We start from the raw sequence: 23,644 nt of genomic DNA, 5'->3' as shown, positions 1-23,644 counted from the left end.
CGTGGTGCCGCCAGGAGAGAGCCATGCTCCGCGTCGCCGTCCCGAACAAGGGGTCCCTCGCCGAGGAGGCGTCCCGCATGCTGCGTGACGCCGGGTACCGGCAGCGGTCGGACAGCCGTGACCTGTCCCTGCACGACCGCAACAACGGGGTGCAGTTCTTCTACCTGCGCCCCAAGGACATCGCGACCTACGTCTCCGAGGGCCAGCTCCACCTGGGGATCACGGGCCACGACCTGACCGAGGAGTCGTCGGCCTCGGTCAACGAGGTGCTCAAGCTCGGGTTCGGCAACTCGGCGTTCCGCTACGCCGCCCCGATCGCCAAGGGCTGGACCGTGCAGGACCTCGCCGGCAAGCGGATCGCGACCTCCTTCCCGCGGCTGGTGCGCGCGAACCTCGCCCAGCAGCGCATCTCGGCCAAGGACGTCATCCGGCTCGACGGGGCCGTCGAGGTGTCGATCGAGCTCGAGGTCGCCGACGCGATCGCCGACGTCGTCTCGACCGGTCGCACGCTCGCCCAGCACGGTCTGGAGCCGATCGGCGACCCGATCCTCGAGTCCGAGGCCGTGATCGTCGACCGCAACGCCAAGTTCGACCAGCAACCCGACTCCGCCGAGGTCACCAAGGCCAAGTACCGCTTCATCGAGCGGCTGCGCGGCGTCGTGTTCGCCCGGCAGTACGTGATGCTCGACTACGACTGCCCGCAGGTCGTCCAGGACGAGGCCGTCCAGATCACCCCCGGGGTGCAGTCGCCGACCGTCGCGCCGCTCTCCCTCGACGGCTGGGTGGCCGTCCGGTCGATGGTGCGCCGCAGCCGCGTCAACGACGTCATGGACGAGCTCGCCGACCTCGGCTGCACCGGCATCGTGACCTCCTCCCTCCAGTCCTGCCGCGCGGTCCTCCCGGGGCACGGCGGCGTCAGCTCGATGCCGGGTGCGGCCCCGCCGCCGGCCGAGTCGCCCTCGTCGTCCGACCCCGCCGTGGCGCGGATGGGCGTGGCCGGCCGCTGAGCCGGTGCCCAGGCGGCGCTCCCGAGCGCCAGCGGAGCCGGACGGCGCCAGCGGGGCCGCACGGCGCCAGCGGGGCCGGATGGTGCCAGCGGGGCCGGATGGTGCCAGCGGGGCCGGATGGTGCCAGCGGGGCCGGACGGTGCCAGCGGGGCCGGACGGTGCCAGCGGGGCCGGACGGTGCAAGCGGGGCCGGACGGTCAGCGCCTGCGCGGCGCGCCCGACCGGCCCCTGCTCGTCGTGCACCACCGAGTACGCGGTCCCGGTGCCCTCGGGGCCGATCACGCTGTCGGCGTCGAGCCCGGTCCACTCGCCCTGCGGCGCACGGTGCAGGTGCAGGGTCAGGTCGGTGTTGACGAACAGCCACCGCCGCAGGTCGAGCCGGCTGGCACACCCGTTCGTCGAGTCGGCAACGGCCGCAAGCCGCTGCGCGGGTGACGGCTCCTCGCCCTCCACCACCTGCCCCCGCAGCCGTCCCCACGCCTGCCCGGGCCCGGCGACCTCGAGACCGCCGGAGATCCAGCGCCAGTCCACGGACGTCAGGTAGCCCGGCAGCCACCCGTCGGGGATGTCCCGCGACGACCCGGTGTCTGGACCGGGCAGGCGCGGCATGGCCGTCCCCGGCACGGTGACGACGTCCGCGGTGTCCCCGACGCCGTGGAACCACGCGTGGGCCCGCGCGACCGCCCGGGTGGTCCCCGTGGCCGGGTCGGGCGCGGCGAGCTCGGCGGTGACCAGCTCGATCGTCCGCCCGGACCGGGTCACCTCGGCGCGCACGACCAGCTCGCCGACCGGCACCTTGCCCAGCACCTCCACCGTGACCCGGGCGAGCCGCACGTCGTCGCGCCCGGACCGCCGTTCCAGGGCCCGGACGAGCAGTGCGCTCGGCGGACCCATGTGCTGGGCGTCGGCGAACCACGGGCCGGCCGTCGAGGCGGTCGCCTCGACCCGCGTGCCGTCCTCCCGGTCGTCGTCGAGGAGACGGAAGTAGGGCTCGGGCACGGGGGCGGTCATGGGGGAGCGGTCTCCAGGGCGTCGTCGGGGCTCGCGTCGGGGCTCGTCCCGGGCCAGCCGGGGTAGTCCGGGGGCGTGCCACCGAACGCCGGGCAGACTGCCTGGTGCGGGCACCAGCTGCACGTCCGGCCCGGGTTCGGACGGAAGTCCCCGGTCGGCGCCGCCCGCAGGATGGCGTTCCACAGCGCCACGACCGTCCGCTCGAACCGCTCCAGCTCCGCCACGGTGGGGGAGTGGGTGAGGCTCTGCCCGTCGGCGAGGTACATCAGCCGCAGCTGCCGGGGCAGCACACCGCGGGCCCGCAGCAGGACCAGCGCGTAGAACTTCAGCTGGAACAGCGCCCGGGCCTCGAAGACCTCGCGGGGCGCCGAGCCGGTCTTGTAGTCGACGATCCGCACGTCGCCCTCCGGGGACACGTCGAGCCGGTCGACGTAGCCCCGCAGCCCGACCCCGTTCGCGAGCTCCGTCTCCAGGAACAGCTCGCATGCTTCGGGCCGCAGCCGTCGCGGGTCCTCCATGGCGAAGTAGGCGTTGACGAGGGCGCCCGCGGCCGCCGGGTCGCCCAGCAGGGCCCGCTCCTCCTCGTCCAGCTCGGCCACCACGTCGGCCAGCAGCCCGTGCGCCCGCTCGGGGCGACGCAGCGGCGGGTCGAGCGCGAAGAGGCGTTCCAGCACCGCGTGCACCACGATCCCGCGCAGCTGGGCCGTGCTACGCCGCTCCGGCAGCCGGTCCACCGCACGGAAGCGGTAGAGCAGCGGGCACTGCTTGAAGTCCCCGGCCCGGGACGGGGACAGCGCGGGCCGCCGTCGGGTCCGGCCCTCCTGGGACGCACGCGGGGCGGGAAGGGTGGGGGAGGAGGTCGTCGTCTCGATCATGTCCCGCACGGTAGAGGTGGCCCCCGACAGCCTCGGTCCGCTTCCGCGGGACATCGATGGATCCGTGGCGGCCCGAGCTGCGTCCGAGCCCGTGTGGGACACCTCAGCCCGGACGACCGGGCACGAACGCTCTTCCGCACCCAGGACGGCCTGATGGCCGTGTCGCAGGCGGAGGAGGCCGGCTTCACGCGCGCCCAGATCGCGGCCCGGGTCAGGAAGGGGGAGTGGCTGCGGGACCAGCGCGGTGTCCTGCGCGCCGCCGACCACCCCGTCACGCCGCGGTCCCGGGTCCGTGCGGCGATGTTGTCGGTCGGGTCGGACGCGACGCTCGTGGGCCGGTCGGCCGCCTTCTGGTGGCGTCTCACGGACGTGGCGCCGCACGACGTCGAGATCGCGGTCGACCACGCCCGTCAGCCCCGTCCGCGGACCGGCGTCCGCCTCGTCAGGCGTGCGATACCGCCGGAGGACCGCGTCGTCGTCGACGGCGTCGCCGTGACGAAGAAGCCGGCGACCGTGCTCGCCGCCGTGGCATCGCTCGGGCTCGACCTCGGCGCGCAACTCATGGACCGGGCGCTGCAGGCCGGGGTCGGTCTCGAGGCAATGCGCGAGGTGCACCGGAGAACGGTGGGGCGTCACGGCGCCGTGGTGGCCCTGCAGTTGCTGCTGCTCGCCGCCGGCGGTGCGCGCTCCGAGGCGGAACGGACCGCGCACCGCCTCCTGCGCGGCGCGGGGATCGGCGGCTGGACGGCCGACCACGAGGTCGTGCTGCGTGGCTATGGGCTCGCCGTCCTCGACATCGCCTTCACCGACCGGAGGGTGCTCGTCGAGATCGACGGGTGGGCCTACCACCGGGACCTGCGGGCGTTCCTCCGGGATGCCCGGCGACAGAACGCCCTGATGCTGGACGGGTGGGTGGTGATCCGCACGAACTGGTTCGAGCTGCGCGACAGCCCGGATCTCTTCGTCCGCACCGTGGCCGAGGCGCTCGCGGTCCAAGCGCCCGTCCTCGGTCTGAACTTCGGCGGCGAGTCGGGTCAGATCTTGCGCGTGTCGCCACCGAAGTCGTGATCATGGTCCGGCGAGGGCGCGATCCGGCCGCCCGCCTAGGGTGGTCCGTCGTGCAGCACCCGACCGACGCGACCGCCGAGCAGCCCGACGACGGGTCGGTGCAGGACGAGCAGGCCACCCCCGCGCAGGCCACCGACGAGCAGGCCACCCCCGACGGGCAGGCCACCTCCGGGCAGGCCACCCCCGAGCAGGCCACCCCCGGGCAGGCCACCGACGAGCAGGCCACCCCCGACGGGCAGGCCACCCCCGGGCAGGCCACCCCCGGGCAGGCCACCGACGACCTGGCTCAGGCCACCGACGACCTGGCTCCGGACCACACGGCGGTGCAGGACCACGTGGCCGCCGTCCCGGAGGACGCGCCCGAGGCGACCACACCCGACGTCGGGACCGAGACCGACCGGCGCGGGCCGGCCCGGTCGGGGCCGTTCCTCCCGGGCGACCGGGTGCAGCTGACGGACCCGAAGGGCCGGCACTTCAGCCTCGTCCTGGAGCCGGGGGAGAGCTACCACACCCACCGCGGGGCGATCGCGCACGACAAGCTGATCGGCGCCCCCGAGGGCAGCGTCGTGCACTCCGCGGCGAACACGCCCTACCTCGCGCTGCGCCCGCTCCTGCCCGACTACGTGCTCGCCATGCCACGCGGGGCCCAGGTCATCTACCCGAAGGACGCGGCGCAGATCGTCATGTGGGGCGACGTGTTCCCGGGGGCGAACGTCCTCGAGGCCGGGGCGGGCAGCGGGGCCCTGACCTGCAGTCTCCTGCGCGCAGTGGGCCCGGAGGGCAGCGTCACCAGCTACGAGATTCGCGACGACCACCTCGAGCACGCCGAGGCCAACGTGGTCCGGTTCTTCGGCGAGCACCCGCCGAACTGGCACCTCCACCTCGGTGACATGGCCGACGCCACCGGCACGTTCGACCGGATCGTGCTCGACATGCTGTCACCGTGGGAGATGCTGGAGACCGTCCGGAACGTCCTGGTTCCCGGGGGCGTGCTGGTGGGCTACGTCGCGACCACCACGCAGCTCTCCACCCTCACCGAGGCGCTGCGCGACCAGGCGGGCTGGACCGAGCCCCAGGCCTGGGAGTCGCTGGTCAGGCCGTGGCACAGCGTCGGTCTGGCGGTGCGCCCGGAGCACCGGATGATCGCGCACACGGCGTTCCTCGTGACCGCACGGAGGCTCGCCGACGGGGTCACCCCGCCGCGGGTCCAGCGTCGCCCCACCCGGAGCCGGTAGCACACTTCTGAACCCGCAAGAACCACGCTCGGTGACAAAAGCAAGGGAACGGCGCGAGAAGTCCGTCACCGGCTCGCTACTCCACGGACACCCGGATTCACGGGTACGGTGACGCCACGGAGTAGCGGGAGGAGGGCGCCGTGAGCATGAACGACGACCCCAGGGGCCGATCCGACCAGGGCCGCGACCGAGGCGCGGCGGACATGGCGGCACAGGTGCGATTCCTCGAAGAAGAGGTCGCCCTGCTGCGTCGGAAGCTGACCGAATCTCCGCGCCACACCCGGATCCTCGAGCAGCGGCTCGCGGACTCGGCGGCGCGGGTGTCCCAACTGACCGAGCGCAACGACAAGCTCACCGACACCCTCAAGGAGGCGCGGGCCCAGCTCGTCGCGCTCCGCGAGGAGGTGGACCGTCTCGCGCAGCCGCCGTCGAGCTACGGCGTGTTCCTGACCCTCCACGAGGATCAGACGGTCGACGTCTTCACGTCCGGTCGGAGGATGCGCGTCGCCGTGTCCCCCGCCGTCGAGGCCGCGGAACTCACGCGCGGCCAGTCGGTGCGACTCAACGAGGCGCTCACCGTCGTCGAGGGCGGCGACTACGAGCGCATCGGTGAGGTCTGCTCGCTGCGGGAGGTCCTCACCGAGGAGGACGGCTCGCGGACGCGCGCGCTGATCATCGGCCACGCCGACGAGGAACGGGTCATCCACCTGGCCGACTCCCTGTTCGGCCCGGACGCCCCGGAGCTCAAGCCGGGCGACTCGCTCATGGTCGACACCAAGGTGGGCTACGCCTACGAGAAGGTGCCGAAGGCCGAGGTCGAGGAGCTCGTGCTGGAGGAGGTCCCCGACGTCGCGTACACCGACATCGGCGGGCTCTCGCGGCAGATCGACTCCATCCGCGACGCGGTGGAGCTGCCGTTCCTGCACGCGGACCTGTTCCGCGAGTACCAGCTCCGCCCGCCGAAGGGCGTCCTGCTCTACGGCCCGCCCGGCTGCGGCAAGACGCTCATCGCGAAGGCGGTGGCGAACTCGCTGGCGAAGAAGGTCGCCGAGCAGCGCGGTGAGGACAGCCGCGACATCAAGGCGCACTTCCTCAACATCAAGGGCCCCGAGCTGCTCAACAAGTTCGTGGGCGAGACCGAGCGGCACATCCGGATGATCTTCCAGCGGGCGCGCGAGAAGGCGTCCGAGGGCACCCCGGTGATCGTGTTCTTCGACGAGATGGACTCGATCTTCCGCACCCGCGGATCGGGCGTGTCCAGCGACGTCGAGACGACGATCGTGCCCCAGCTCCTCAGCGAGATCGACGGTGTCGAGGGCCTCGAGAACGTCATCGTGATCGGTGCGTCCAACCGCGAGGACATGATCGACCCCGCGATCCTGCGGCCGGGCCGGCTCGACGTGAAGATCAAGATCGAGCGTCCCGACGCGGAGGCGGCGATCGACATCTTCGGCAAGTACCTCATCGAGGGCCTGCCGGTCCACGAGGAGGACGTCGCCGAGTTCGGCGGCAACCGCCAGGCGTGCCTCGACGGCATGATCGAGCGGGTCGTCGAGCGGATGTACGCCGAGACCGACGACAACCGGTTCCTCGAGGTCACCTACGCCAACGGGGACAAGGAGGTCCTGTACTTCAAGGACTTCAACTCCGGCGCGGTCATCGAGAACATCGTCGGGCGGGCCAAGAAGTCCGCGATCAAGTCGCACCTGGAGACCAAGCAGTCCGGGCTCCGGGTGCAGCACCTGCTCGACGCCGTGGTGGACGAGTTCGCCGAGTCCGAGGACCTGCCGAACACGACCAACCCCGACGACTGGGCCCGCATCTCCGGCAAGAAGGGCGAGCGGATCGTCTACATCCGCACGCTCGTCACCGGGAAGGGCTCGACGCAGGGCAAGGAGATCGACACCGCGTCCAACACGGGCCAGTACCTGTAGTACCGGGTACCGTCACCTCCATGACGGACGAGCAGCACCGGCCGCTTCCCGCGCCTCGCAACGAGGTCCGGGGGGCGGCCGGTGTCGCGTCCGAGGCCGTCGACATCCTCTCCCGCCCCGTCGAGGGCACCCACCGCGCGATCTCCGACACGGTGTTCGCCACCCTACGGCTGGTGGGCCTCGGGCCCGCCTCGAAGCCGGTGCAGGTGCTGCACGACGGCATCTCCGCCGGCGTCTACTCCGCGGTGCGCGGCATCGGGCACGCCGCGGGCCGCGGCATCGGGCTGGCCGCCGAGGTCTACCGCGAGGCGTCCGGGAAGGCCGACTGGACGCCCATCACCTCCCGCCCGGCCGGCGCGGTGCTGACCGGCGCGATCAACGGCCTCGTCGGGGACCACATGGTGGCCCTCGACAACGACCTCGCCGTCCCGATGGCGCTCTACACCTCCACCATCGGCGACGACGAGGACCCGCACGCCCAGCTGCGCCTCGACGACATCCGGGTGGCCGACCACCCCGAGCGCGACCTGTCCCACGTCGTGCTGTTCGTGCACGGCCTGGGGGAGACCGAGCACGCCTGGCGCCTGGCCGACGAGGACAGCGCGGGGGAGGGCTACGCCGAGCGCCTCGCCTCCACGGTCGGGGCGGTCCCGCTGCTGCTGCGCTACAACACCGGCATGCGCATCGCCCACAACGGCGCCGCGCTCTCGGTGCTGCTCGCCGAGGTCGTCGAGGCGTGGCCGGTGCCGATCCGTCGGCTCGACCTCGTCGGCCACTCCATGGGCGGGCTCGTGCTGCGCCACGCCTGCCACGCCGCGGTGCTCGCGGGTGAGCCGTGGGTGCACGCGGTGCGCCGCATGGTCTACCTCGGGTCCCCGCACGATGGCGCCCCGCTCGCCCACCGCGTCGACCAGCTCGCCACCCAGCTCTCCCGCTGGGCCCGGTCCCGCACGTGGGGCGAGTTCCTCGACCGCCGCTCGGCCGGCATCCGCGACCTCGTCGCCGGCGTCTCCGACACCGACGTGCCGCTGCTCGCCTCGTCGACCCACCACGGCGTCGCCGCCTGCCTGACCTCGAGCGCCCACCACCCGCTGGCCAACATCCTCGGCGACCTGCTCGTCCCGGTGGACTCCGCGCGCGGCGCGATCGCCGACGTCGAGACCCTCCCGTCGTCGCACCACTTCCACCTGCTCAACGACCCGCGGATCCACGAGCACCTGCTCCGCTGGCTGGCCGCCGACGAGCCCCCCGACGCCGGGTCGTCCCCGACCGCCGTCGACGACCGGCGGTGAGCGGACCCGGCCGCCACCGGGGGAGCCTCGCCCTCACCGTCGTCCTCGGCGCGCTGAGCGCCGCCGCGCCGCTCGCCACCGACACCTACCTGCCCGCGCTGCCGGCGGTCGCGGCGGACCTCGACGCGTCGGCGCCGCTGGTCGGGCTGACCCTCACCTCCTCGGTGGTGGGCCTCGCCGTCGGGCAGCTCGTCGGCGGGCCGGTGTCGGACGTCCTGGGCCGCCGACGTCCGCTGATCGTCGGAGCGGTCGGCTTCGTCGTGTTCTCCGCCGCGTGCGCCGCGGCGCCGGACGTGGGGACCCTGGTGGTCCTGCGCCTCGCCCAGGGCCTGTTCGGGGCGGTCGGGATCGTCCTGGCCCGCGCCGTCGTCCGGGACCTCTACAGCGGACCCGCCGCCGCCCGTGGCTTCGCCGCCCTCATGCTCGTGTCCGGGGTGGCGCCGATCGTGGCGCCCGTCCTCGGGGGTCAGCTCCTGCGCCTGACGTCCTGGCGCGGGGTGTTCGTGTTCCTGGCGGTCCTCGGTGCGGTGGTGGCGATCGGTGTCCTGACCCTCGTCCCGGAGACGCTGCCGCCGGACCGGCGCAGCCACGGGGGGTGGCGCGCCACCCGACAGTCCTTCGCCGTCCTGCTCGCCGATCGGCGGGTGGTCGCGTGCGTGTGCGCCGCCGGCTTCGGGTTCGCCGCGATGTTCGCCTACATCTCGGGCTCGTCGTTCGTGCTCCAGGCGCTGTTCGGGCTCAGCCCCCAGCAGTTCAGTGGCGTGTTCGCGGTGAACTCCGTCGGGATCGTGACGGCCGTGCAGGTCGCGGGCCGGCTCGTGGGCGCCGAGCGGGTCCGGCCCGCGCGCATGCTCGCGACCGGGCTCGTCGTGACCGTGGTCGGGTCGGTGGTCGTGCTCGTGGGCGCGGCGGCCCTCGGCATCGTCGCCGTCCTCGCCGGGCTGTTCACCACCGTCGTCGGGGTCGGGCTGACCCTGCCGACCGCGACCACGCTGACGCTCGCCGACCACCCCGACCGGGCCGGCAGCGCCTCGGCCCTGCTCGGGACCGCCCAGTTCATCGTCGGCGGCGTCACGTCGCCGCTGGTGGGCATCGGGGGCGGGCGGACCGCCGTCCCGATGGGCATCGTCATGACGACGGCCGCCGTGGTCGCCCTGGGGACCTTCGCCCTGCTCTGGCGGCGCGGGGAGCCCGGCACCGCGTCCCGCGGCCAACTAGGGTCGGGGACATGACCGCGCGCCGCATCATGGGCACCGAGATCGAGTACGGCATCTCCGTGCCGGGCGACCCGACGGCGAACCCCGTCATCACCTCCACCCAGGTCGTCCTCGCCTACGCCGCGGCCGCCGACGTGCCCCGCGCCCGCCGGGCCCGCTGGGACTACGAGGTGGAGTCCCCGCTGCGCGACGCCCGCGGTTTCGACCTCGGCCCGAGCGCCGGCCCGCCGCCGGACACCGGCGACCTCGACGACCTCGGCGCCGCCAACGTCATCCTCACCAACGGTGCCCGGCTCTACGTCGACCACGCGCACCCCGAGTTCTCCGCCCCCGAAGTCACGACGCCGCGCGGCGCGGTCATCTGGGACAAGGCGGGGGAGCGGGTGATGGAGGACGCGGCCGAGAAGGCCGCCGTCGTGCCGGGCACCCCCCGCATCCAGCTCTACAAGAACAACATCGACGGCAAGGGCGCCTCGTACGGCTCGCACGAGAACTACCTGTGCAACCGGCAGACGCCGTTCCCCAGCATCATCTCCGGGCTCACCCCGTTCTTCGTGACCCGGCAGGTGATGACCGGCGCGGGCCGCGTCGGCATCGGCGCCTCCGGGGACGAGGCCGGCTACCAGCTCTCGCAGCGCGCGGACTACATCGAGGTCGAGGTCGGCCTGGAGACCACGCTCAAGCGCGGCATCATCAACACCCGCGACGAGCCGCACGCCGACGCCGACAAGTACCGCCGCCTGCACGTCATCATCGGCGACGCGAACCTCTCCGAGTACTCGACGTTCCTCAAGGTCGGGACGACGGCGCTGGTCCTCTCGATGATCGAGGACGGCGTCCGCTTCGACGACCTGCGGCTGCTCGAGCCGGTCCGCTCGGTGCACCGCATCAGCCACGACCCGACGCTGCAGCTCGAGGTCGAGCTCGCGAACGGCAAGCGGATGACGGCGCTGCAGATCCAGCGGGAGTACTACGAGCGGGCCCGCAAGCACGAGCAGGAGACCCAGGGCGAGGACGTCGACGCGGTCACCCGCGAGACCCTCGACATCTGGGGCGAGGTCCTCGACGACCTCGAGACCGACCCGCTGCGCTGCGCGGACCGGCTCGACTGGGTGGCCAAGCTCAAGCTGCTGCGGAGCTACCAGGAGCGCGACAACCTGCCCTGGGACTCCCCGAAGCTGCACCTGATCGACCTGCAGTACTCCGACGTGCGCCAGGCCAAGGGGCTCTACAACCGCCTGGTCACGCGCGGGTCGATCAAGCGCCTGGTCACCGAGGAGGAGGTCCGGGCCGCGGTGACCCGCCCGCCGGAGGACACCCGCGCCTACTTCCGCGGCCGGTGCCTGGAGCGCTACCCGAGCGAGGTGGCGGCCGCGTCCTGGGACTCGGTCATCTTCGACCTCGGGCGCGAGTCCCTTGTACGGATCCCCACCCTCGAACCGCTGCGCGGCACCCGGGGGCACGTCGGCGAGCTCATCGACAACGCCGAGAACGCCACGGCGCTGGTCGAGGCGCTCACCAGGGGATGATGTTCACGACGTCGGGCGCGGCCCGCGGCAGGTAGGGTCACGGCCAGCACCACCAACAGCGGTCCCGGGAGGCAGCCATGGCGCAGGAACAGACCCAGCGGCAGGGCGGTGGCGACGACGGCGACGGCGGCGAGGACTCGACCGCCGCCGGCCAGGAGCGCCGGGAGAAGCTCGGCGAGGAGACCGACAGCATCCTCGACGAGATCGACGACGTCCTGGAGGAGAACGCCGAGGACTTCGTCCGGGCGTACGTCCAGAAGGGCGGCGAGTAGCCGACCCCGGTCCGCCGGGGTTCGCCACGCGCGAACCCCGACGCACCGGCAGTGCACGAGCGGCGGGCCGGGACTAGCGTTCCGGCCCGCCGCGCCGTCTCGGTAGCGGTACCACCAGCAGAGGAGCGACGACCGCCGATGGACCCCAGGAGCATCACCGGGCTGGCCCCCGCCTACTTCGACTCCGGCACCTCCTCGTTCATCGACTTCCTCTCGACGGTCCGGCCGGACCTGCTGCCCACCGCGCGCGGCGCCGGCCCCGAGATCGCGAGCGGGGTCCCGCACGGCACGACGATCGTCGCGGCCGCCTACGACGGCGGCGTCGTCATCGCTGGTGACCGCCGGGCGACGATGGGCAACCTCATCTCCCAGCGGGACATGCAGAAGGTCTACATCACCGACGACTACTCGGCGGCCGGGATCGCCGGCACCGCGGGCCTGGCCGTGGAGGCCATCCGGCTGTTCGCGGTCGACCTGGAGCACTACGAGAAGCTCGAGGGCGTCGGCCTGACCTTCGACGGCAAGTCCAACCGCCTCGCCTCGATGATCCGCGGCAACCTCGGGGCGGCCATGCAGGGCCTGTCCTACGTCCCGCTGTTCGCGGGGTACGACCTCGACGCCGTCGACCCGCGCCGCGCGGGCCGGATCGTCTCCTACGACGTGGTCGGCGGCCGCTACGAGGAGCACGGCGGCTACGCCGCGGTCGGGTCCGGCTCGCTGTTCGCCCGGTCCTCGCTGAAGAAGCTGCACGACGTGACCGCCGACCGCGACACCACGGTCCGCAACACCGTCGAGGCGCTCTACGACGCGGCCGACGACGACTCGGCGACCGGTGGCCCCGACACCGTCCGCCACATCTTCCCGATCGTCGTGGCGATCGACGCCCAGGGCGCGGTCCAGCTGCCCGCCGACGAGGTCCAGACCGTCGCAGAGGCCGTGATCGCGGGCCGCCGCGAGCGCGCGACCAGCTGACCGACCCCACCGCACCGAAGAGGGAGCCTCCCCGCCATGACGATGCCGTTCTACGCGTCGGTCGACCAGCTGATGCGCGACCGCTCGGAGCTCGCCCGCAAGGGCATCTCCCGCGGTCGCAGCGTGGTGGTGCTGAGCTGCGCGGACGGGGTCCTGTTCGTCGCGGAGAACCGGTCGAAGTCGCTGCGCAAGATCTCCGAGATCTACGACCAGCTCGGGTTCGCCGCGGTCGGGCGCTACAACGAGTTCGAGAACCTGCGCCGCGCCGGGGTCCGGTGGGCCGACGTGCAGGGCTACTCCTACGACCGACGCGACGTCTCCGGCCGGGCGCTGGCGAACGCCTACTCGAACATCCTCGGCGCGAGCTTCATCGAGCAGCAGAAGCCGTTCGAGGTCGAGCTGTGCGTCGCCGCGCTGGGCGAGACCGCCGACTCCGACCAGCTCTTCCGCATCACCTACGACGGCTCGATCTCCGACGAGCCGCAGTTCGTGGTCATGGGCGGCACCACCGAGCCCATCTCGACGGCGCTGAAGTCGTCCTACGACGCCTCGCTCGACACCCAGGGCGCCCTGCGCACCGCCCTCGACGCGCTGCAGGCGCAGAACGGGACCTCCGAGGACCGCACGCTCGCCGTCGACTCGCTCGAGGTCGCCCTGCTCGACCGCACCCGCCGTCCGCGGCGCTCCTTCCGCCGACTCACCGGCGCGGCGCTGGCGGGGCTCCTCCCCGACGCCGGGTCCGCCGCCGCGGCCGAGGACGCCGGCGACACCGGGGCGGGCGACGAGGTCTCGGGCGCCGGTGGCGCGGACGCCTGACCTGCACCGATCGAGCTGACGGCACGCCCGCGCACCTCGCGGCTGCGGGAGTGCCGTCCGCACGTCCCGGGCCGGTGACCCGCGGTCACCGGGCCGCGGCGCGCTCCGGCCAGCGGGTCTCGTCACGGCGGTAGACCGGCACCGGGTGCTCGGCGACCGAGAAGACCAGCCGCTCGCCCGCGACCATGACTTCGCCGTCGGTGGCGACCTCGAGCGGGCCGTCGAGCAGCTCCACGTCCAGCGTGCGGGCGGTGTGCTCGACGTAGGTGCGGGTGTGGCCGAGGGTGCCGAGCAGCAGCCCGACGACGGCGCGCGCGCGGGAGAACCGGCGGTCGGCGCGCAGATAGCGCACCTCGAGCAGGCCGGTGTCGAGCCGCGGGCGGTAGGCGGGCGTCATGCCGGCCGGTGCGTAGGGCCCGTTGCCGACGAAGACCATCCAGACCTTCGTCTCCTGGCCGTCGATGCGGCAGCGGATGGGCCGGGCGGTCCAGAGCACGGCGACGAGGGCCGCGGACGCCGCCGGCCACTTGCCCCAGCGCTTCTCCCACTTCTCGCGCAGCCGCACCATGTCCGGGTAGCCGCCGAACGACGCGGTGTTGATGAAGACGATGCGCTCGCCACCCGCCGGTCCGGTGGAGGCCGAGTAGACCCGCAGCTCCCCGACGTCGACGGCGACCGCCTCGCCGGCACCGGTGGCGTCGACGACCTCCTGGAGGTCGTACACGCCGACGTCACGGCCGAAGTGGTTGAGCGTGCCGGCGGGCATGACGGCCAGCGGCAGGTCGAGGTCCTCGGCGATCCGGGCGGCCGCCGCGACCGAGCCGTCCCCGCCCGCGATCCCGAGAGCCTCCGTGCCCGGGGTGCCCGCGGCCTCCTGCAGCCGGGCGAGGAGGTCGTCACCCGGCTCCAACCGGACGATGTTGGCCTTCGGGAGGGCGGACGCGACCTCCTCGGCCGGGTCTACCCCGGGCCGGCCGGAGCCCATGTTGACCACCATGGACAGCCCGTCGCCGTCCTCGAGGGCCGGCGCGTCGAGCCACGGCCGCGCGATCGCCTCGTCGGTGGGCCGCCGCGGCAGCCAGCGCTGCGTGAGCAGCGCCGCGCCGGCGCCGACGGCCGAGCCGACGGCGACGTCGCTGGTCCAGTGCACGCCGACGTGGATGCGGGAGTACGCCACGGTGGCGGCCAGCGGGGCGAGCACGGCGGCGGCGCGGGGGCTCTCCAGCCCGACCCCGAGCGCGAAGGCGAAGGCCGACGCGGAGTGCCCGGAGGGGAACGACGACGAGGTCGGCCGGTCGGGCAGGCGGCGGTAGGGCGGCAGCAGGTCCGCCGCCGGGCGCCGGCGCGGCACGAGCGGCTTGAGCACGGCGTTGGACGCGAAGCTCGCCAGCCCGATCCCGAACACCCCGCGCAGCGCGCCGCGTCGCGTCCTGCGGGTGCCCAGGCCGGCGAGGAGCGAGGCGGCGGCGAACCACAGGCCGGAGTGGTTGGCCGACCGGGTCAGCGTCAGGAGCGCGGAGTCGAGCCGGGTCGGCGGGAGGTCTCCGATCGCCCCCGTCACCCGCCGGTCCAGCCTGCCCACCGGGCGCAACGAGCGACGGCTCTGCCGCAGACCCGTGCGGACCACTGCCTTCGCGCGGCGTGCGCGTCGCCGGGGAAGCATGGGGGTTGACCCTACGGGGGCGAGCGGAGCGACGGGGGACTGGTACGGCCCGGTGTCGGAGGGGACCGCGAGCGGCCTCGGGGGCTTAGGCTGGAGACCATGCAGCGGCGGATCTACGGCATCGAGACCGAGTTCGGGGTGACCTGCACCTTCCACGGTCAGCGTCGGCTCTCCCCCGACGAGGTCGCTCGTTACCTGTTCCGGCGGGTGGTGTCGTGGGGACGCTCCTCGAACGTCTTCCTGCGCAACGGCTCGCGGCTCTACCTCGACGTCGGGTCGCACCCGGAGTACGCGACGGCGGAGTGCGACTCCCTCGAGCAGCTCGTGGCGCACGACAAGGCCGGTGAGCGGATCCTCGAGGACCTGCTCCTCGACGCCGAGCGCCGCCTCGCCGACGAGGGCATCGGCGGCGACATCTTCCTGTTCAAGAACAACACCGACTCGGCGGGCAACTCCTACGGCTGCCACGAGAACTACCTCGTCGGCCGCTCCGGCGAGTTCTCCCGCATCGCGGACGTGCTGCTGCCCTTCCTCGTCACCCGCCAGCTGATCGCGGGCGCGGGCAAGGTGCTGCAGACCCCGCGCGGGGCCGTTTTCTGCCTGTCCCAGCGCGCCGAGCACATCTGGGAGGGTGTGTCCTCGGCCACCACCCGCAGCCGCCCGATCATCAACACCCGCGACGAGCCGCACGCCGACGCCGAGCGCTACCGCCGCCTCCACGTGATCGTCGGCGACTCGAACATGAGCGAGGTCACCACCCTGCTCAAGGTCGGCACCACCCACCTGGTGCTGGAGATGATCGAGCAGGGCGTCCAGTTCCGGGACTTCACGCTGGACAACCCGATCCGCGCCATCCGCGAGATCAGCCACGACCTCACCGGCCGCCGCCCGGTCCGGCTCGCCGGGGGCCGCGAGGCCGGCGCCCTCGACATCCAGCGCGAGTACCACCAGCGCGCCGTCGAGCACGTCGCGCGCCGGGGGAGCGACCCGGTGACCGACCGGGTGCTCGAGCTGTGGGGCCGCACCCTCGACGCGGTCGACCGCCAGGACCTGAGCCTGATCGACCGCGAGATCGACTGGGCCATCAAGCACAAGCTCGTCGAGCGCTACCGCAAGCGGGGCGACCTCGGGCTGTCGAGCCCGCGAATCGCCCAGCTCGACCTCGCCTACCACGACATCCGCCGCGGCCGGGGCGTGTTCGACCTGCTGCAGCGCAAGGACATGGTCGACCGGGTCACCGACGACGGCGAGATCGAGGCCGCGAAGGACACCCCGCCGCAGACCACCCGGGCGAAGCTGCGGGGCGACTTCATCGCCGCCGCCCAGAACGCCGGGCGTGATTTCACGGTCGACTGGGTTCATCTCAAACTGAACGACCAGGCGCAACGAACCGTCCTGTGCAAGGACCCGTTCCGCGCGGTGGACGAACGGGTGGACCGGCTCATCGCGACGCTGTGACCGTGTAACAGCGCTCACGCCTCGTGTCGGCCGGTCCGGTCAAACCCCAGCACCGCACCTGACCGATCGACCGAGGACGAGGACGGCACACAGCCGATGGAGCACCAGGACCGCACGTCCCGGGTGACGCCCGCCGACCAGCCGAGCACGATGCACGACGCCGCGTCCGTGACACCGGACCCGGAGGTCGAGGGCACGCTGCTGGCGGGCCGCTACCGCGTGGGCGAGTGCCTCGGGGCGGGCGCCATGGGCGTGGTGTGGTCGGCGTGGGACCGGCGGCTGAGCCGCACGGTCGCGGTCAAGCAGCTCACGGCACCGCGCGACGGGGACGAGACCGAGCTGCGGGTCGCCCGGGCCCGCGCGATGCGGGAGGGCCGGATCGCGGCCCGGGTGGTGCACCCGCGGGCCATCGCGGTGTTCGACGTCGTCACGCACGGCTCGATGCCGTGGATCGTCATGGAGTACCTCCCGTCGCGCTCGCTCGCGGCGGTGCTCGCGGAGCGGGGCCCGCTGCCGCCGACCGAGGTCGCGCGCATCGGCGCCCAGATCGCCGATGCGCTCTCGGCGGTGCACGAGGCGGGGATCGTCCACGGGGACGTCAAGCCGGGCAACGTGCTCATCACCGAGGACGGCGTCGCGAAGCTGACCGACTTCGGGGTCTCGCGCGCCTCCTGGGACACCAGCGCGACCGGCGGCGGGCTCGTCGCGGGCACGCCCGGCTACTTCGCGCCGGAGGTCGCCCGCGGCGGCGACCCGACACCCGCCTCGGACGTGTTCTCGCTCGGCGCCACGCTCTACGCGGCCGTCGAGAACGAGCTCGTCTGCGGTCGGCTCGACAACACCCTCGCCGTCCTGCACGCCATGGCCGAGGGCCGACTGCGCCCCGCGACCCGCGCCGGCGTCCTGGGCCGCCCCCTCTCGGCGATGCTGCGCCTGGAGGCCCGGCACCGTCCCGACACCGCCCTGCTGCGCTCCGCCCTCGAGGCGCGCGCCGCGCTCGGGGCCGCGGAGGCGGGCCTCCCACCGACCCCGGTCCCCCCGCCCGACGTCGTGCCGGCCCCGGACGAGCCCGCCGACCCGTCGACCGCCGACGTCGCGGGGCGCCGGCCCGTCGCGACCGGGCCGGCGACCTCCCCCGACGCCCCGGGGTCGGTCGGCGGGCCCGACGACCGCTCGGACTGGTTCCCGCTGGCCCCGGCGCCGGGCCCCGTGACCGCGCCGCAGCCGGTCCGCGCCGGCGCCCGGCGTCGTCGTCGGGTGCTCGCGGTGGTCGCCGCCTCCGCGGTGGTCCTCGCGGCCGGGGTGGGCGCCGCCCTCGCCGCCGCCGACCACCCGCGCACCGCCGCGCCGCGGACCACGGTCGCGGCGCCCGCGCCCGTGCCGACGACCACCGGGGACGCGCCGGTCACCGTGCCGAGCACCGAGACCGTGCCGCCCGTGGCGGGCGCGCCGCTCTCGCCCGGGAGCCCCACCGCCCCGAGCAGCGCCCTGCCCGCGGCGGGCGACCCGAACGCGCCGGTGACCGAGGACGACACCCGCCGCACCGTCACCGCGTACTACGCGAGCCTGCCCGCGAACATCCCCGGCGCCTGGGCGCTGCTCTCCGGCGACGCGCGGCAGGCCTCCGGCGGCTACGGCGGCTACCAGCGGTTCTGGGGCGGCATCACCTCGGTGAGCGCGGACGACGTGCAGGTCGACGGCACCTCCGCCCGCGCGGTCCTGGAGTTCGTGACCGCCAGCGGCCGGACCTCGCGGGAGACCTACAGCTTCCAGGTCGACCGCAATGACCAGGGCGGGCTGGAGATCCGCTCGGCGTCGCGCGGGGGCGCCGACTCGGCCTGAGCCGCCCCGGACGCGCCGGGATGCGGGATGTCGAACACAAGATCGAGCGACGGACGTACCCTCTGAGGCGTGCCCGCCGCCCCGACCGCTCGTGCCGAGCGTCTCGTGAACCTGGTGCTGGCGCTGCTCTCGACGCGGCAATTCCTCACGGCCGACCGCATCCGCACCACGGTCGCGGGCTACGAGGAGGCCGCGACCGACGAGGCGTTCTACCGGATGCTCGAGCGGGACAAGGCCGAGCTGCGCGAACTCGGCATCCCGCTCGAGACCGGCAAGCAGTCGATCTTCGACACGGTCGACGGCTACCGCATCGCCCGGGGCGACTACGAGCTCGCCGCGATCGACCTCGCGCCCGACGAGGCGACCGCGGTCGCGCTCGCCGCCCGGCTCTGGGACTCCCCGCAGCTGGCGGGGGCCGCCCGCACCGCCGTCACGAAGCTGCGGGCGGCCGGCGTCGAGGTCGACCCGACGGCGGCCTCGGAGGTGCAGCCGCGGGTGCGCACCACCGACCCCGCCTTCGCCCCCCTGCTGGCCGCCGCCCGCGCCGGGCGCGCGGTCACCTTCGCCCACCGCGGCCACCCCGCCTCCCCGGCCCGCACCCGCACCGTCGAGCCCTGGGGCGTGGTGTCCTACCGGGGCCGCTGGTACCTCGTGGGGCACGACCGGGACCGGGACGACGTCCGCTGCTTCCGCATCTCGCGCATCGAGGGCGAGGTGACCCCGGTCGGGCCCCGGGGCGCGGTGGTCCGGCCCCAGGGCGTCGACCTCGTCGATCTCGTGGCCCGCTCCGCCGGACCACCCCCGCCGTCGGGAACGGCCCGGGTGCGGCTGGTGCCGGGCCGCGCGGCCGGGCTGCGCCGGGCCGGGCGGCCCGACCCGCAGGGCGACCCCGACGTGGTGGAGCTCGACCTCTCCCGCCTGGAGTCGCTCGCCCGGTGGATCGCCGGGCACGGGCCCGACGCCGTGGTGCTCGAGCCGCCGGCCCTGCGCGACGCGGTGATCGCGACCCTGCGCGCGAGTGCGGGCACGCTCACCGAGGCGCACCCGTGAGCGCGGAGGGCGTGGCGGAACGCCTGCCGCGCCTGCTCACGCTCGTCCCGTGGCTGCTCGCCCGGCCCGGGGTGCCCGTCGCGGAGGCGGCCGCCGAGTTCGGCATCACCGAGGCGCAGCTGCGTCGCGACCTCGAACTGCTGTGGATGTGCGGCCTCCCGGGCTACGGGCCGGGGGACCTGGTGGACCTGTCGTTCGAGGGCGACACCGTCACCGTGGTCTACGACGCCGGGCTCTCCCGCCCGCTGCGGCTCTCCGGGCCCGAGGCGGCCACCCTCGCGGTCGCGCTGCGGGCGCTGGCCGACGCGCCGGGGGTCGCCGACACCGACGCCGTGCACCGTGCCCTCGCGAAGATCGAGGAGGCCTCGGGACGCACCGAGGACCCGTCGTCGGGAACGGTCGCGGTGGGTCTCGGCCGCACCCCGGGCAACGCCCGCGCCGAGGCGACGGTGCGCGACGCCGTCGCCCGGCACCGGGCGCTGCGCCTGACCTACTACTCGGCCTCGCGCGACGCGGTCGGCCGCCGCGACGTCGACCCGATGCGGTTGATGCTGGTCGACGGGTCGACCTACCTCGAGGCGTGGTGCCGGCGCGCCGAGGGGGTCCGGATGTTCCGGCTCGACCGGGTGGACGACGCCGAGATCCTCGACGAACCGGCCCGCCCCCCGGCCGACGCGCAGCCGCGGGACCTGCCCGCGGACGCCACCGGCCTCCTCACCCCCGACGCGGGCCGGCAACTCGCGGCCCTGCGCCTGGCGCCGGCGGCTCGCTGGGTCGCGGAGTACTACCCGATGGAGGAGGTCGTCGCCGACGACGACGGGTCGGCCCGCGTCCGGATGCGCTACGGCGACCGCGCCTGGATGGTGCGCCTGCTGCTGGGCCTCGGCGACACCGTCGAGGTGCTCTGGCCGCCCGAGCTCGCCGCCGACCGTGCGGAGCGTGCCCGCGAGGCGCTGGCGGTCTACGGCGCCGGCTGAGGGACGTTAGGGTCCCGGCGTGGTCGGACCCATCGTGTGGAGCCTCGTCGCCGTCGTCGTCGCGCTGGTGGTGCTGGCGCTCCTGGTCGGGGGCCTGCTGCGCACCCTGCGGCGCACCACGACGGTGGCCGGAGCCTTCAGCAGCCTCCTGTCCGACCGGGTGGGCCTGCTGCGCGCCCGGGTGGCGGCGCTCCGCGTCCGGATGGAGCAGCGCCGAATGTCCGGTTCCTCCCCGGTACAGTCGGGGACGACCGTGCCGGGCTCCGAGGGGAACCACCCGTGAGCGAATGGATCATCGTCGCCGTCGTCGGCGTCGTGCTGCTCTTCAGTGCCAAGAAGCTGCCCGACATGGCCCGCGGCCTCGGGCAGTCGATGCGCATCTTCAAGGCCGAGACCCGCGGGCTGAAGGAGGACGACGAGCGCGCCAGGACGAGCGACGCCCCGAAGCCCGTCGAGGCGCCCCGCGCCGAGCCGACGGTCGTCGAGAAGCCGCGCGAGACGGTTCCCGACGAGACCCGCCGGGCCGACTGAACCGTCCTCGCCAGCGCGCCCCCACCGATGTGTGACACGGTGGGGGGGTGGCCCGCTCTCCCGCCGAGGCCTACGCCGCAGCGCGCACCCGCTCGGCGCACCCCGAGCTCGGCACCTTCGTCACGTCCCTGAGCTTCGAGCTCGACGACTTCCAGCGGCGCGCCTGCCTCGCCCTGGAGGAGGGACACGGTGTGCTCGTCTGCGCACCCACCGGCGCCGGCAAGACCGTCGTCGGTGAGTTCGCGGTCCATCTCGCGCTCGCGCGGGGCCAGAAGTGCTTCTACACGACGCCGATCAAGGCGTTGTCGAACCAGAAGTACGCCGACCTCGTCGCCCGGCACGGCGCCGACGCCGTCGGTCTGCTCACCGGCGACACCGCCGTCAACGGGTCCGCACCCGTCGTCGTGATGACGACCGAGGTGCTGCGCAACATGCTCTACGCCGACTCCCCGGCGCTCGACGGGCTCGCCTACGTGGTGATGGACGAGGTGCACTACCTCGCCGACCGCTTCCGCGGCGCCGTGTGGGAGGAGGTCATCCTCCACCTGCCCCGCTGGGTGCAGCTCGCCTCGCTGTCCGCGACGGTGTCGAACGCCGAGGAGTTCGGCGACTGGCTCGTGGAGGTCCGCGGCGACACCACCGTGGTCGTCGACGAGACCCGGCCGGTGCCGCTGTGGCAGCACATGGTGGTCGGCTCGCGGATGTTCGACCTGTTCGCCGAGGAGTCCCGGGGCGACGGGGACCACCGGGTGAAGGTCGACCCGACGCTCGCCAAGGCCGTCGCGGAGGTCGACCGGGACGGTGGCGGGCACCGGCGCGGCCGGTCCGGGCCGCCGCCGCGCGGGGGCCGGGACGCCCGTCGCCGGGATGACCGGGGCGCCGGCCCGGGCCGCAACGGCCGCGGCGGGGGACCGGGCTACCGCCCGCCGTCGCGCGTCGACGTGATCGAGCGGCTCGACGCGGCCGGGCTCCTGCCCGCGATCACCTTCATCTTCAGCCGCGCCGGCTGCGACGCCGCGGTGACCCAGTGCGTGCGCTCGGGGCTGCGGCTCACCGACCGCGATGAGGTCGAGCGGATCCGCGCCGTCGTCGACCGCCGGTGCGCCGCGCTGCCGGACGCCGACCTCGACGTGCTCGGCTACTGGGAGTGGCGCGAGGGGCTCGAGCGCGGGGTGGCGGCCCACCACGCCGGCATGCTCCCGGCGTTCAAGGAGACCGTCGAGGAGCTGTTCGTCCAGGGGCTCGTGCGGGCGGTGTTCGCCACCGAGACGCTCGCGCTCGGCATCAACATGCCCGCGCGGACGGTCGTGCTGGAGAAGCTGGTCAAGTACAACGGCGAGTCGCACGTCGAGCTCACGCCGGGCGAGTACACGCAGCTCACCGGGCGGGCGGGTCGGCGCGGCATCGACGTCGAGGGCCACGCGGTGGTGCTCTGGGCGCCCGGGATGGACCCGGCGCAGGTCGCCGGGCTCGCGTCGACGCGCACGTACCCGCTGCGCTCGTCGTTCCGGCCCGGCTACAACATGGCCGTCAACCTGGTCGACCGCCTCGGCATCACCGAGGCCCGGGAGCTGCTCGAGCAGTCGTTCGCGCAGTTCCAGGCCGACCGGTCGGTGGTGCACCTCGCCAAGCGCGTCGAGCGCAACCGGGAGGCCCTCGAGGGCTACGCCGAGGCCATGGGCGGCGGCGCCTCGTCCGACGGCGAGGGCGCCTCGGCCGAGGAGTTCGCCGAGTACATGGACCTCCGGCGCCGGCTCACCGAGCGGGAGAAGCAGCTCGCGCGGGCCGGCCGCACCCAGCAGAAGGCCGAGGCCTCGGCCTCGCTCGAGGCGCTCGGGCGCGGCGACGTCATCTCGGTGCCGTCGGGCAAGCGCGCGGGCCTCGCCGTCGTGCTGGACCCCGGCGTCGACCGCTCCGGTCGCGGCATGGAGCCCCGCCCACTGGTGCTGACCGAGGACCGGTGGGCCGGGCGGCTGTCGATCGCCGACTTCCCCGACCCGGTCACCGCGCTCGGGTCGATGAAGCTCCCGAAGCGGGTCGACCACAAGGAGCCGCGGGTCCGCCGCGACCTCGCGAACGCGCTGCGGGACACGGGGATCGAGGCCCCGGGGCGTTCCCGACGACGGGGCGGCGGGGCCGGCGAGGACCCCGAGCTCGCGTCGCTGCGCCGCGCGGTGCGCTCCCACCCGTGCCACGGGCGGGCCGACCGCGAGGACCGGGCGCGCTGGGCCGAGCGGCACGCCCGGCTGGAACGCGAGACCGAGCAGCTCGAGCAGCGGGTCCGGTCGACGACCCACTCGCTCGCCCGGAACTTCGACCGCATCCGGGGGCTGCTGGGGGAGCGGGGCTACCTGCAGGACGCGGAACTCACGCCCGCCGGGCACCGCCTCTCCCGGCTGTGGGGGGAGTCGGACCTGCTCGTGGCGGAGTGCCTGCGCCACGGCGTGTGGCTCGGTCTGAAGCCCGCCGAGCTCGCGGCCGTCGCGTCGTCACTGGTCTACGACTCGCGTCGCGACGACGGCGGGATCCCGCGGGTGCCCGACGCCGTCGAGGCCGCGGTCGAGGCCACCGTGGGGCTGTGGAACGACCTGGTCCACGACGAGCGCCGCCACCACCTCGACCGCACCCGGGAACCCGACCTGGGCTTCGCCTGGCCGGTGCACCGGTGGGCACGCGGCGACGCCCTGTCGGTGGTGCTGTCCTCCGCGCGGGCGCACGGGCTGGAGCTCTCGGCCGGGGACTTCGTGCGGTGGTGCCGGCAGGTGCTCGACCTGCTCGACCAGATTCGCGCCGTCTGCGGCAGCGACGACCCGGTGGGCCGGGCGGCCGCGGACGCCGGGCGGGCCATCCGTCGCGGGGTGGTGGCGGTGGGGGAGACCTGAGCCACCGCGCCGC

The 23,644-nt window shown here is 74.1% G+C and carries 19 protein-coding genes and 1 pseudogene; 17 read left to right on the top strand and 3 right to left on the bottom strand.

The features are described from left to right. Positions 1–23: 23 nt before the first annotated feature. On the top strand, positions 24–1,007 hold the full coding sequence (gene hisG / locus A3CO_RS0117355) for an ATP phosphoribosyltransferase (RefSeq protein ID WP_018333507.1): 984 nt from the start codon (positions 24–26) through the stop codon (positions 1,005–1,007). Between the two features lie 204 nt (positions 1,008–1,211). Here the strand turns inward: hisG and A3CO_RS37060 are convergent. Then, positions 1,212–1,901, bottom strand: a pseudogene (locus A3CO_RS37060) (thioesterase family protein); the annotation flags it as partial. 113 nt (positions 1,902–2,014) lie between these two features. Continuing rightward, entirely contained in the window at positions 2,015–2,893 is an 879-nt protein-coding gene (locus tag A3CO_RS0117345) for a RecB family exonuclease (protein ID WP_018333505.1), read from the bottom strand. 153 nt (positions 2,894–3,046) lie between these two features. On the opposite strand from A3CO_RS0117345, the gene A3CO_RS32870 reads away from it, so the two are divergent. From A3CO_RS32870 to prcA, 9 genes are all read left to right on the top strand, one after another. Beyond that, positions 3,047–3,961 (top strand): DUF559 domain-containing protein, encoded by a 915-nt coding sequence (locus A3CO_RS32870; protein ID WP_157647670.1) that lies wholly within the window; start codon positions 3,047–3,049, stop codon positions 3,959–3,961. Between the two features lie 323 nt (positions 3,962–4,284). Then, positions 4,285–5,196: a tRNA (adenine-N1)-methyltransferase gene (locus A3CO_RS37055; protein ID WP_425393417.1), complete on the top strand. Its 912-nt coding sequence runs from the start codon at positions 4,285–4,287 to the stop codon at positions 5,194–5,196. A gap of 146 nt (positions 5,197–5,342) precedes the next feature. Continuing rightward, positions 5,343–7,130: a proteasome ATPase gene (arc, locus tag A3CO_RS0117330; RefSeq protein WP_018333502.1), complete on the top strand. Its 1,788-nt coding sequence runs from the start codon at positions 5,343–5,345 to the stop codon at positions 7,128–7,130. Positions 7,131–7,150: 20 nt separating this feature from the next. Next, positions 7,151–8,422, top strand: a complete 1,272-nt coding sequence (locus tag A3CO_RS32865; RefSeq protein WP_018333501.1) for an esterase/lipase family protein — start codon at positions 7,151–7,153, stop codon at positions 8,420–8,422. Further along, positions 8,419–9,654 (top strand): multidrug effflux MFS transporter, encoded by a 1,236-nt coding sequence (locus tag A3CO_RS0117320; protein WP_018333500.1) that lies wholly within the window; start codon positions 8,419–8,421, stop codon positions 9,652–9,654. The genes A3CO_RS32865 and A3CO_RS0117320 overlap by 4 nt, the downstream gene beginning before the upstream one ends. Next, positions 9,651–11,168 (top strand): depupylase/deamidase Dop, encoded by a 1,518-nt coding sequence (gene dop / locus A3CO_RS0117315; protein WP_018333499.1) that lies wholly within the window; start codon positions 9,651–9,653, stop codon positions 11,166–11,168. The genes A3CO_RS0117320 and dop overlap by 4 nt, the downstream gene beginning before the upstream one ends. Positions 11,169–11,245: 77 nt before the next feature. Beyond that, a complete protein-coding gene (locus tag A3CO_RS0117310; protein WP_018333498.1) occupies positions 11,246–11,440 on the top strand; it encodes a ubiquitin-like protein Pup in 195 nt (64 codons plus the stop codon). A 138-nt stretch (positions 11,441–11,578) separates the two neighbouring features. Beyond that, positions 11,579–12,412, top strand: a complete 834-nt coding sequence (prcB, locus tag A3CO_RS0117305) for a proteasome subunit beta (RefSeq protein WP_018333497.1) — start codon at positions 11,579–11,581, stop codon at positions 12,410–12,412. 36 nt (positions 12,413–12,448) lie between these two features. After that, a complete protein-coding gene (gene prcA / locus A3CO_RS0117300) occupies positions 12,449–13,228 on the top strand; it encodes a proteasome subunit alpha (RefSeq protein WP_018333496.1) in 780 nt (259 codons plus the stop codon). 85 nt (positions 13,229–13,313) lie between these two features. Here the strand turns inward: prcA and A3CO_RS32860 are convergent, their stop codons facing one another. Then, the gene (locus tag A3CO_RS32860) at positions 13,314–14,789 is read right to left on the bottom strand and encodes a bifunctional phosphatase PAP2/diacylglycerol kinase family protein (protein ID WP_018333495.1); all 1,476 of its coding nucleotides are present in this window, start codon (positions 14,787–14,789) and stop codon (positions 13,314–13,316) included. A gap of 201 nt (positions 14,790–14,990) precedes the next feature. Here A3CO_RS32860 and pafA point away from each other — a divergent pair, with 201 nt between their 5' ends. The 7 genes from pafA to A3CO_RS0117260 all read left to right on the top strand — a co-directional run bounded on the left by pafA (position 14,991) and on the right by A3CO_RS0117260 (position 23,631). Further along, a complete protein-coding gene (gene pafA / locus A3CO_RS0117290; RefSeq protein ID WP_018333494.1) occupies positions 14,991–16,349 on the top strand; it encodes a Pup--protein ligase in 1,359 nt (452 codons plus the stop codon). A gap of 96 nt (positions 16,350–16,445) precedes the next feature. Then, positions 16,446–18,191, top strand: a complete 1,746-nt coding sequence (locus A3CO_RS0117285; protein WP_018333493.1) for a serine/threonine-protein kinase — start codon at positions 16,446–16,448, stop codon at positions 18,189–18,191. A gap of 69 nt (positions 18,192–18,260) precedes the next feature. Further along, entirely contained in the window at positions 18,261–19,241 is a 981-nt protein-coding gene (locus A3CO_RS0117280) for a helix-turn-helix transcriptional regulator (protein WP_018333492.1), read from the top strand. Next, complete coding sequence (locus A3CO_RS0117275; RefSeq protein WP_018333491.1) at positions 19,238–20,218, top strand: helix-turn-helix transcriptional regulator; 981 nt, start codon at positions 19,238–19,240, stop codon at positions 20,216–20,218. Before A3CO_RS0117280 ends, A3CO_RS0117275 begins: the two co-directional genes overlap by 4 nt. Positions 20,219–20,237: 19 nt before the next feature. Beyond that, positions 20,238–20,501: a hypothetical protein gene (locus tag A3CO_RS32855; RefSeq protein ID WP_018333490.1), complete on the top strand. Its 264-nt coding sequence runs from the start codon at positions 20,238–20,240 to the stop codon at positions 20,499–20,501. Further along, positions 20,498–20,749 carry a Sec-independent protein translocase subunit TatA gene (gene tatA, locus A3CO_RS0117265; RefSeq protein ID WP_018333489.1) on the top strand — a complete coding sequence of 84 codons (252 nt, stop codon included), beginning with the start codon at positions 20,498–20,500 and terminating at the stop codon, positions 20,747–20,749. The genes A3CO_RS32855 and tatA overlap by 4 nt, the downstream gene beginning before the upstream one ends. A gap of 47 nt (positions 20,750–20,796) precedes the next feature. Continuing rightward, positions 20,797–23,631, top strand: coding sequence for a DEAD/DEAH box helicase (locus A3CO_RS0117260; protein WP_018333488.1), 2,835 nt, complete (start codon positions 20,797–20,799; stop codon positions 23,629–23,631). The last annotated feature ends 13 nt before the right edge of the window (positions 23,632–23,644 follow it).

The sequence above is a fragment of the Actinomycetospora chiangmaiensis DSM 45062 genome (assembly GCF_000379625.1).
In the GTDB taxonomy this organism is placed as follows: domain Bacteria; phylum Actinomycetota; class Actinomycetes; order Mycobacteriales; family Pseudonocardiaceae; genus Actinomycetospora; species Actinomycetospora chiangmaiensis.
Note: the sequence above shows the minus strand (reverse complement) of the source record. Positions and strands in the feature narration are given on the sequence as shown.

Bases quoted from the DNA above. Each gene is read 5' to 3' on its own strand.
- prcB (WP_018333497.1), top strand. From the start codon at position 11,579: ATGGACCCCAGGAGCATCACCGGGCTGGCCCCCGCCTACTTCGACTCC.
- A3CO_RS0117310 (WP_018333498.1), top strand. From the start codon at position 11,246: ATGGCGCAGGAACAGACCCAGCGGCAGGGCGGTGGCGACGACGGCGAC.
- prcA (WP_018333496.1), top strand. From the start codon at position 12,449: ATGACGATGCCGTTCTACGCGTCGGTCGACCAGCTGATGCGCGACCGC.
- pafA (WP_018333494.1), top strand. From the start codon at position 14,991: ATGCAGCGGCGGATCTACGGCATCGAGACCGAGTTCGGGGTGACCTGC.
- A3CO_RS32865 (WP_018333501.1), top strand. From the start codon at position 7,151: ATGACGGACGAGCAGCACCGGCCGCTTCCCGCGCCTCGCAACGAGGTC.
- arc (WP_018333502.1), top strand. From the start codon at position 5,343: ATGAACGACGACCCCAGGGGCCGATCCGACCAGGGCCGCGACCGAGGC.
- A3CO_RS0117285 (WP_018333493.1), top strand. From the start codon at position 16,446: ATGGAGCACCAGGACCGCACGTCCCGGGTGACGCCCGCCGACCAGCCG.
- A3CO_RS32870 (WP_157647670.1), top strand. From the start codon at position 3,047: ATGGCCGTGTCGCAGGCGGAGGAGGCCGGCTTCACGCGCGCCCAGATC.
- hisG (WP_018333507.1), top strand. From the start codon at position 24: ATGCTCCGCGTCGCCGTCCCGAACAAGGGGTCCCTCGCCGAGGAGGCG.
- dop (WP_018333499.1), top strand. From the start codon at position 9,651: ATGACCGCGCGCCGCATCATGGGCACCGAGATCGAGTACGGCATCTCC.
- A3CO_RS0117345 (WP_018333505.1), bottom strand. From the start codon at position 2,893: ATGATCGAGACGACGACCTCCTCCCCCACCCTTCCCGCCCCGCGTGCG.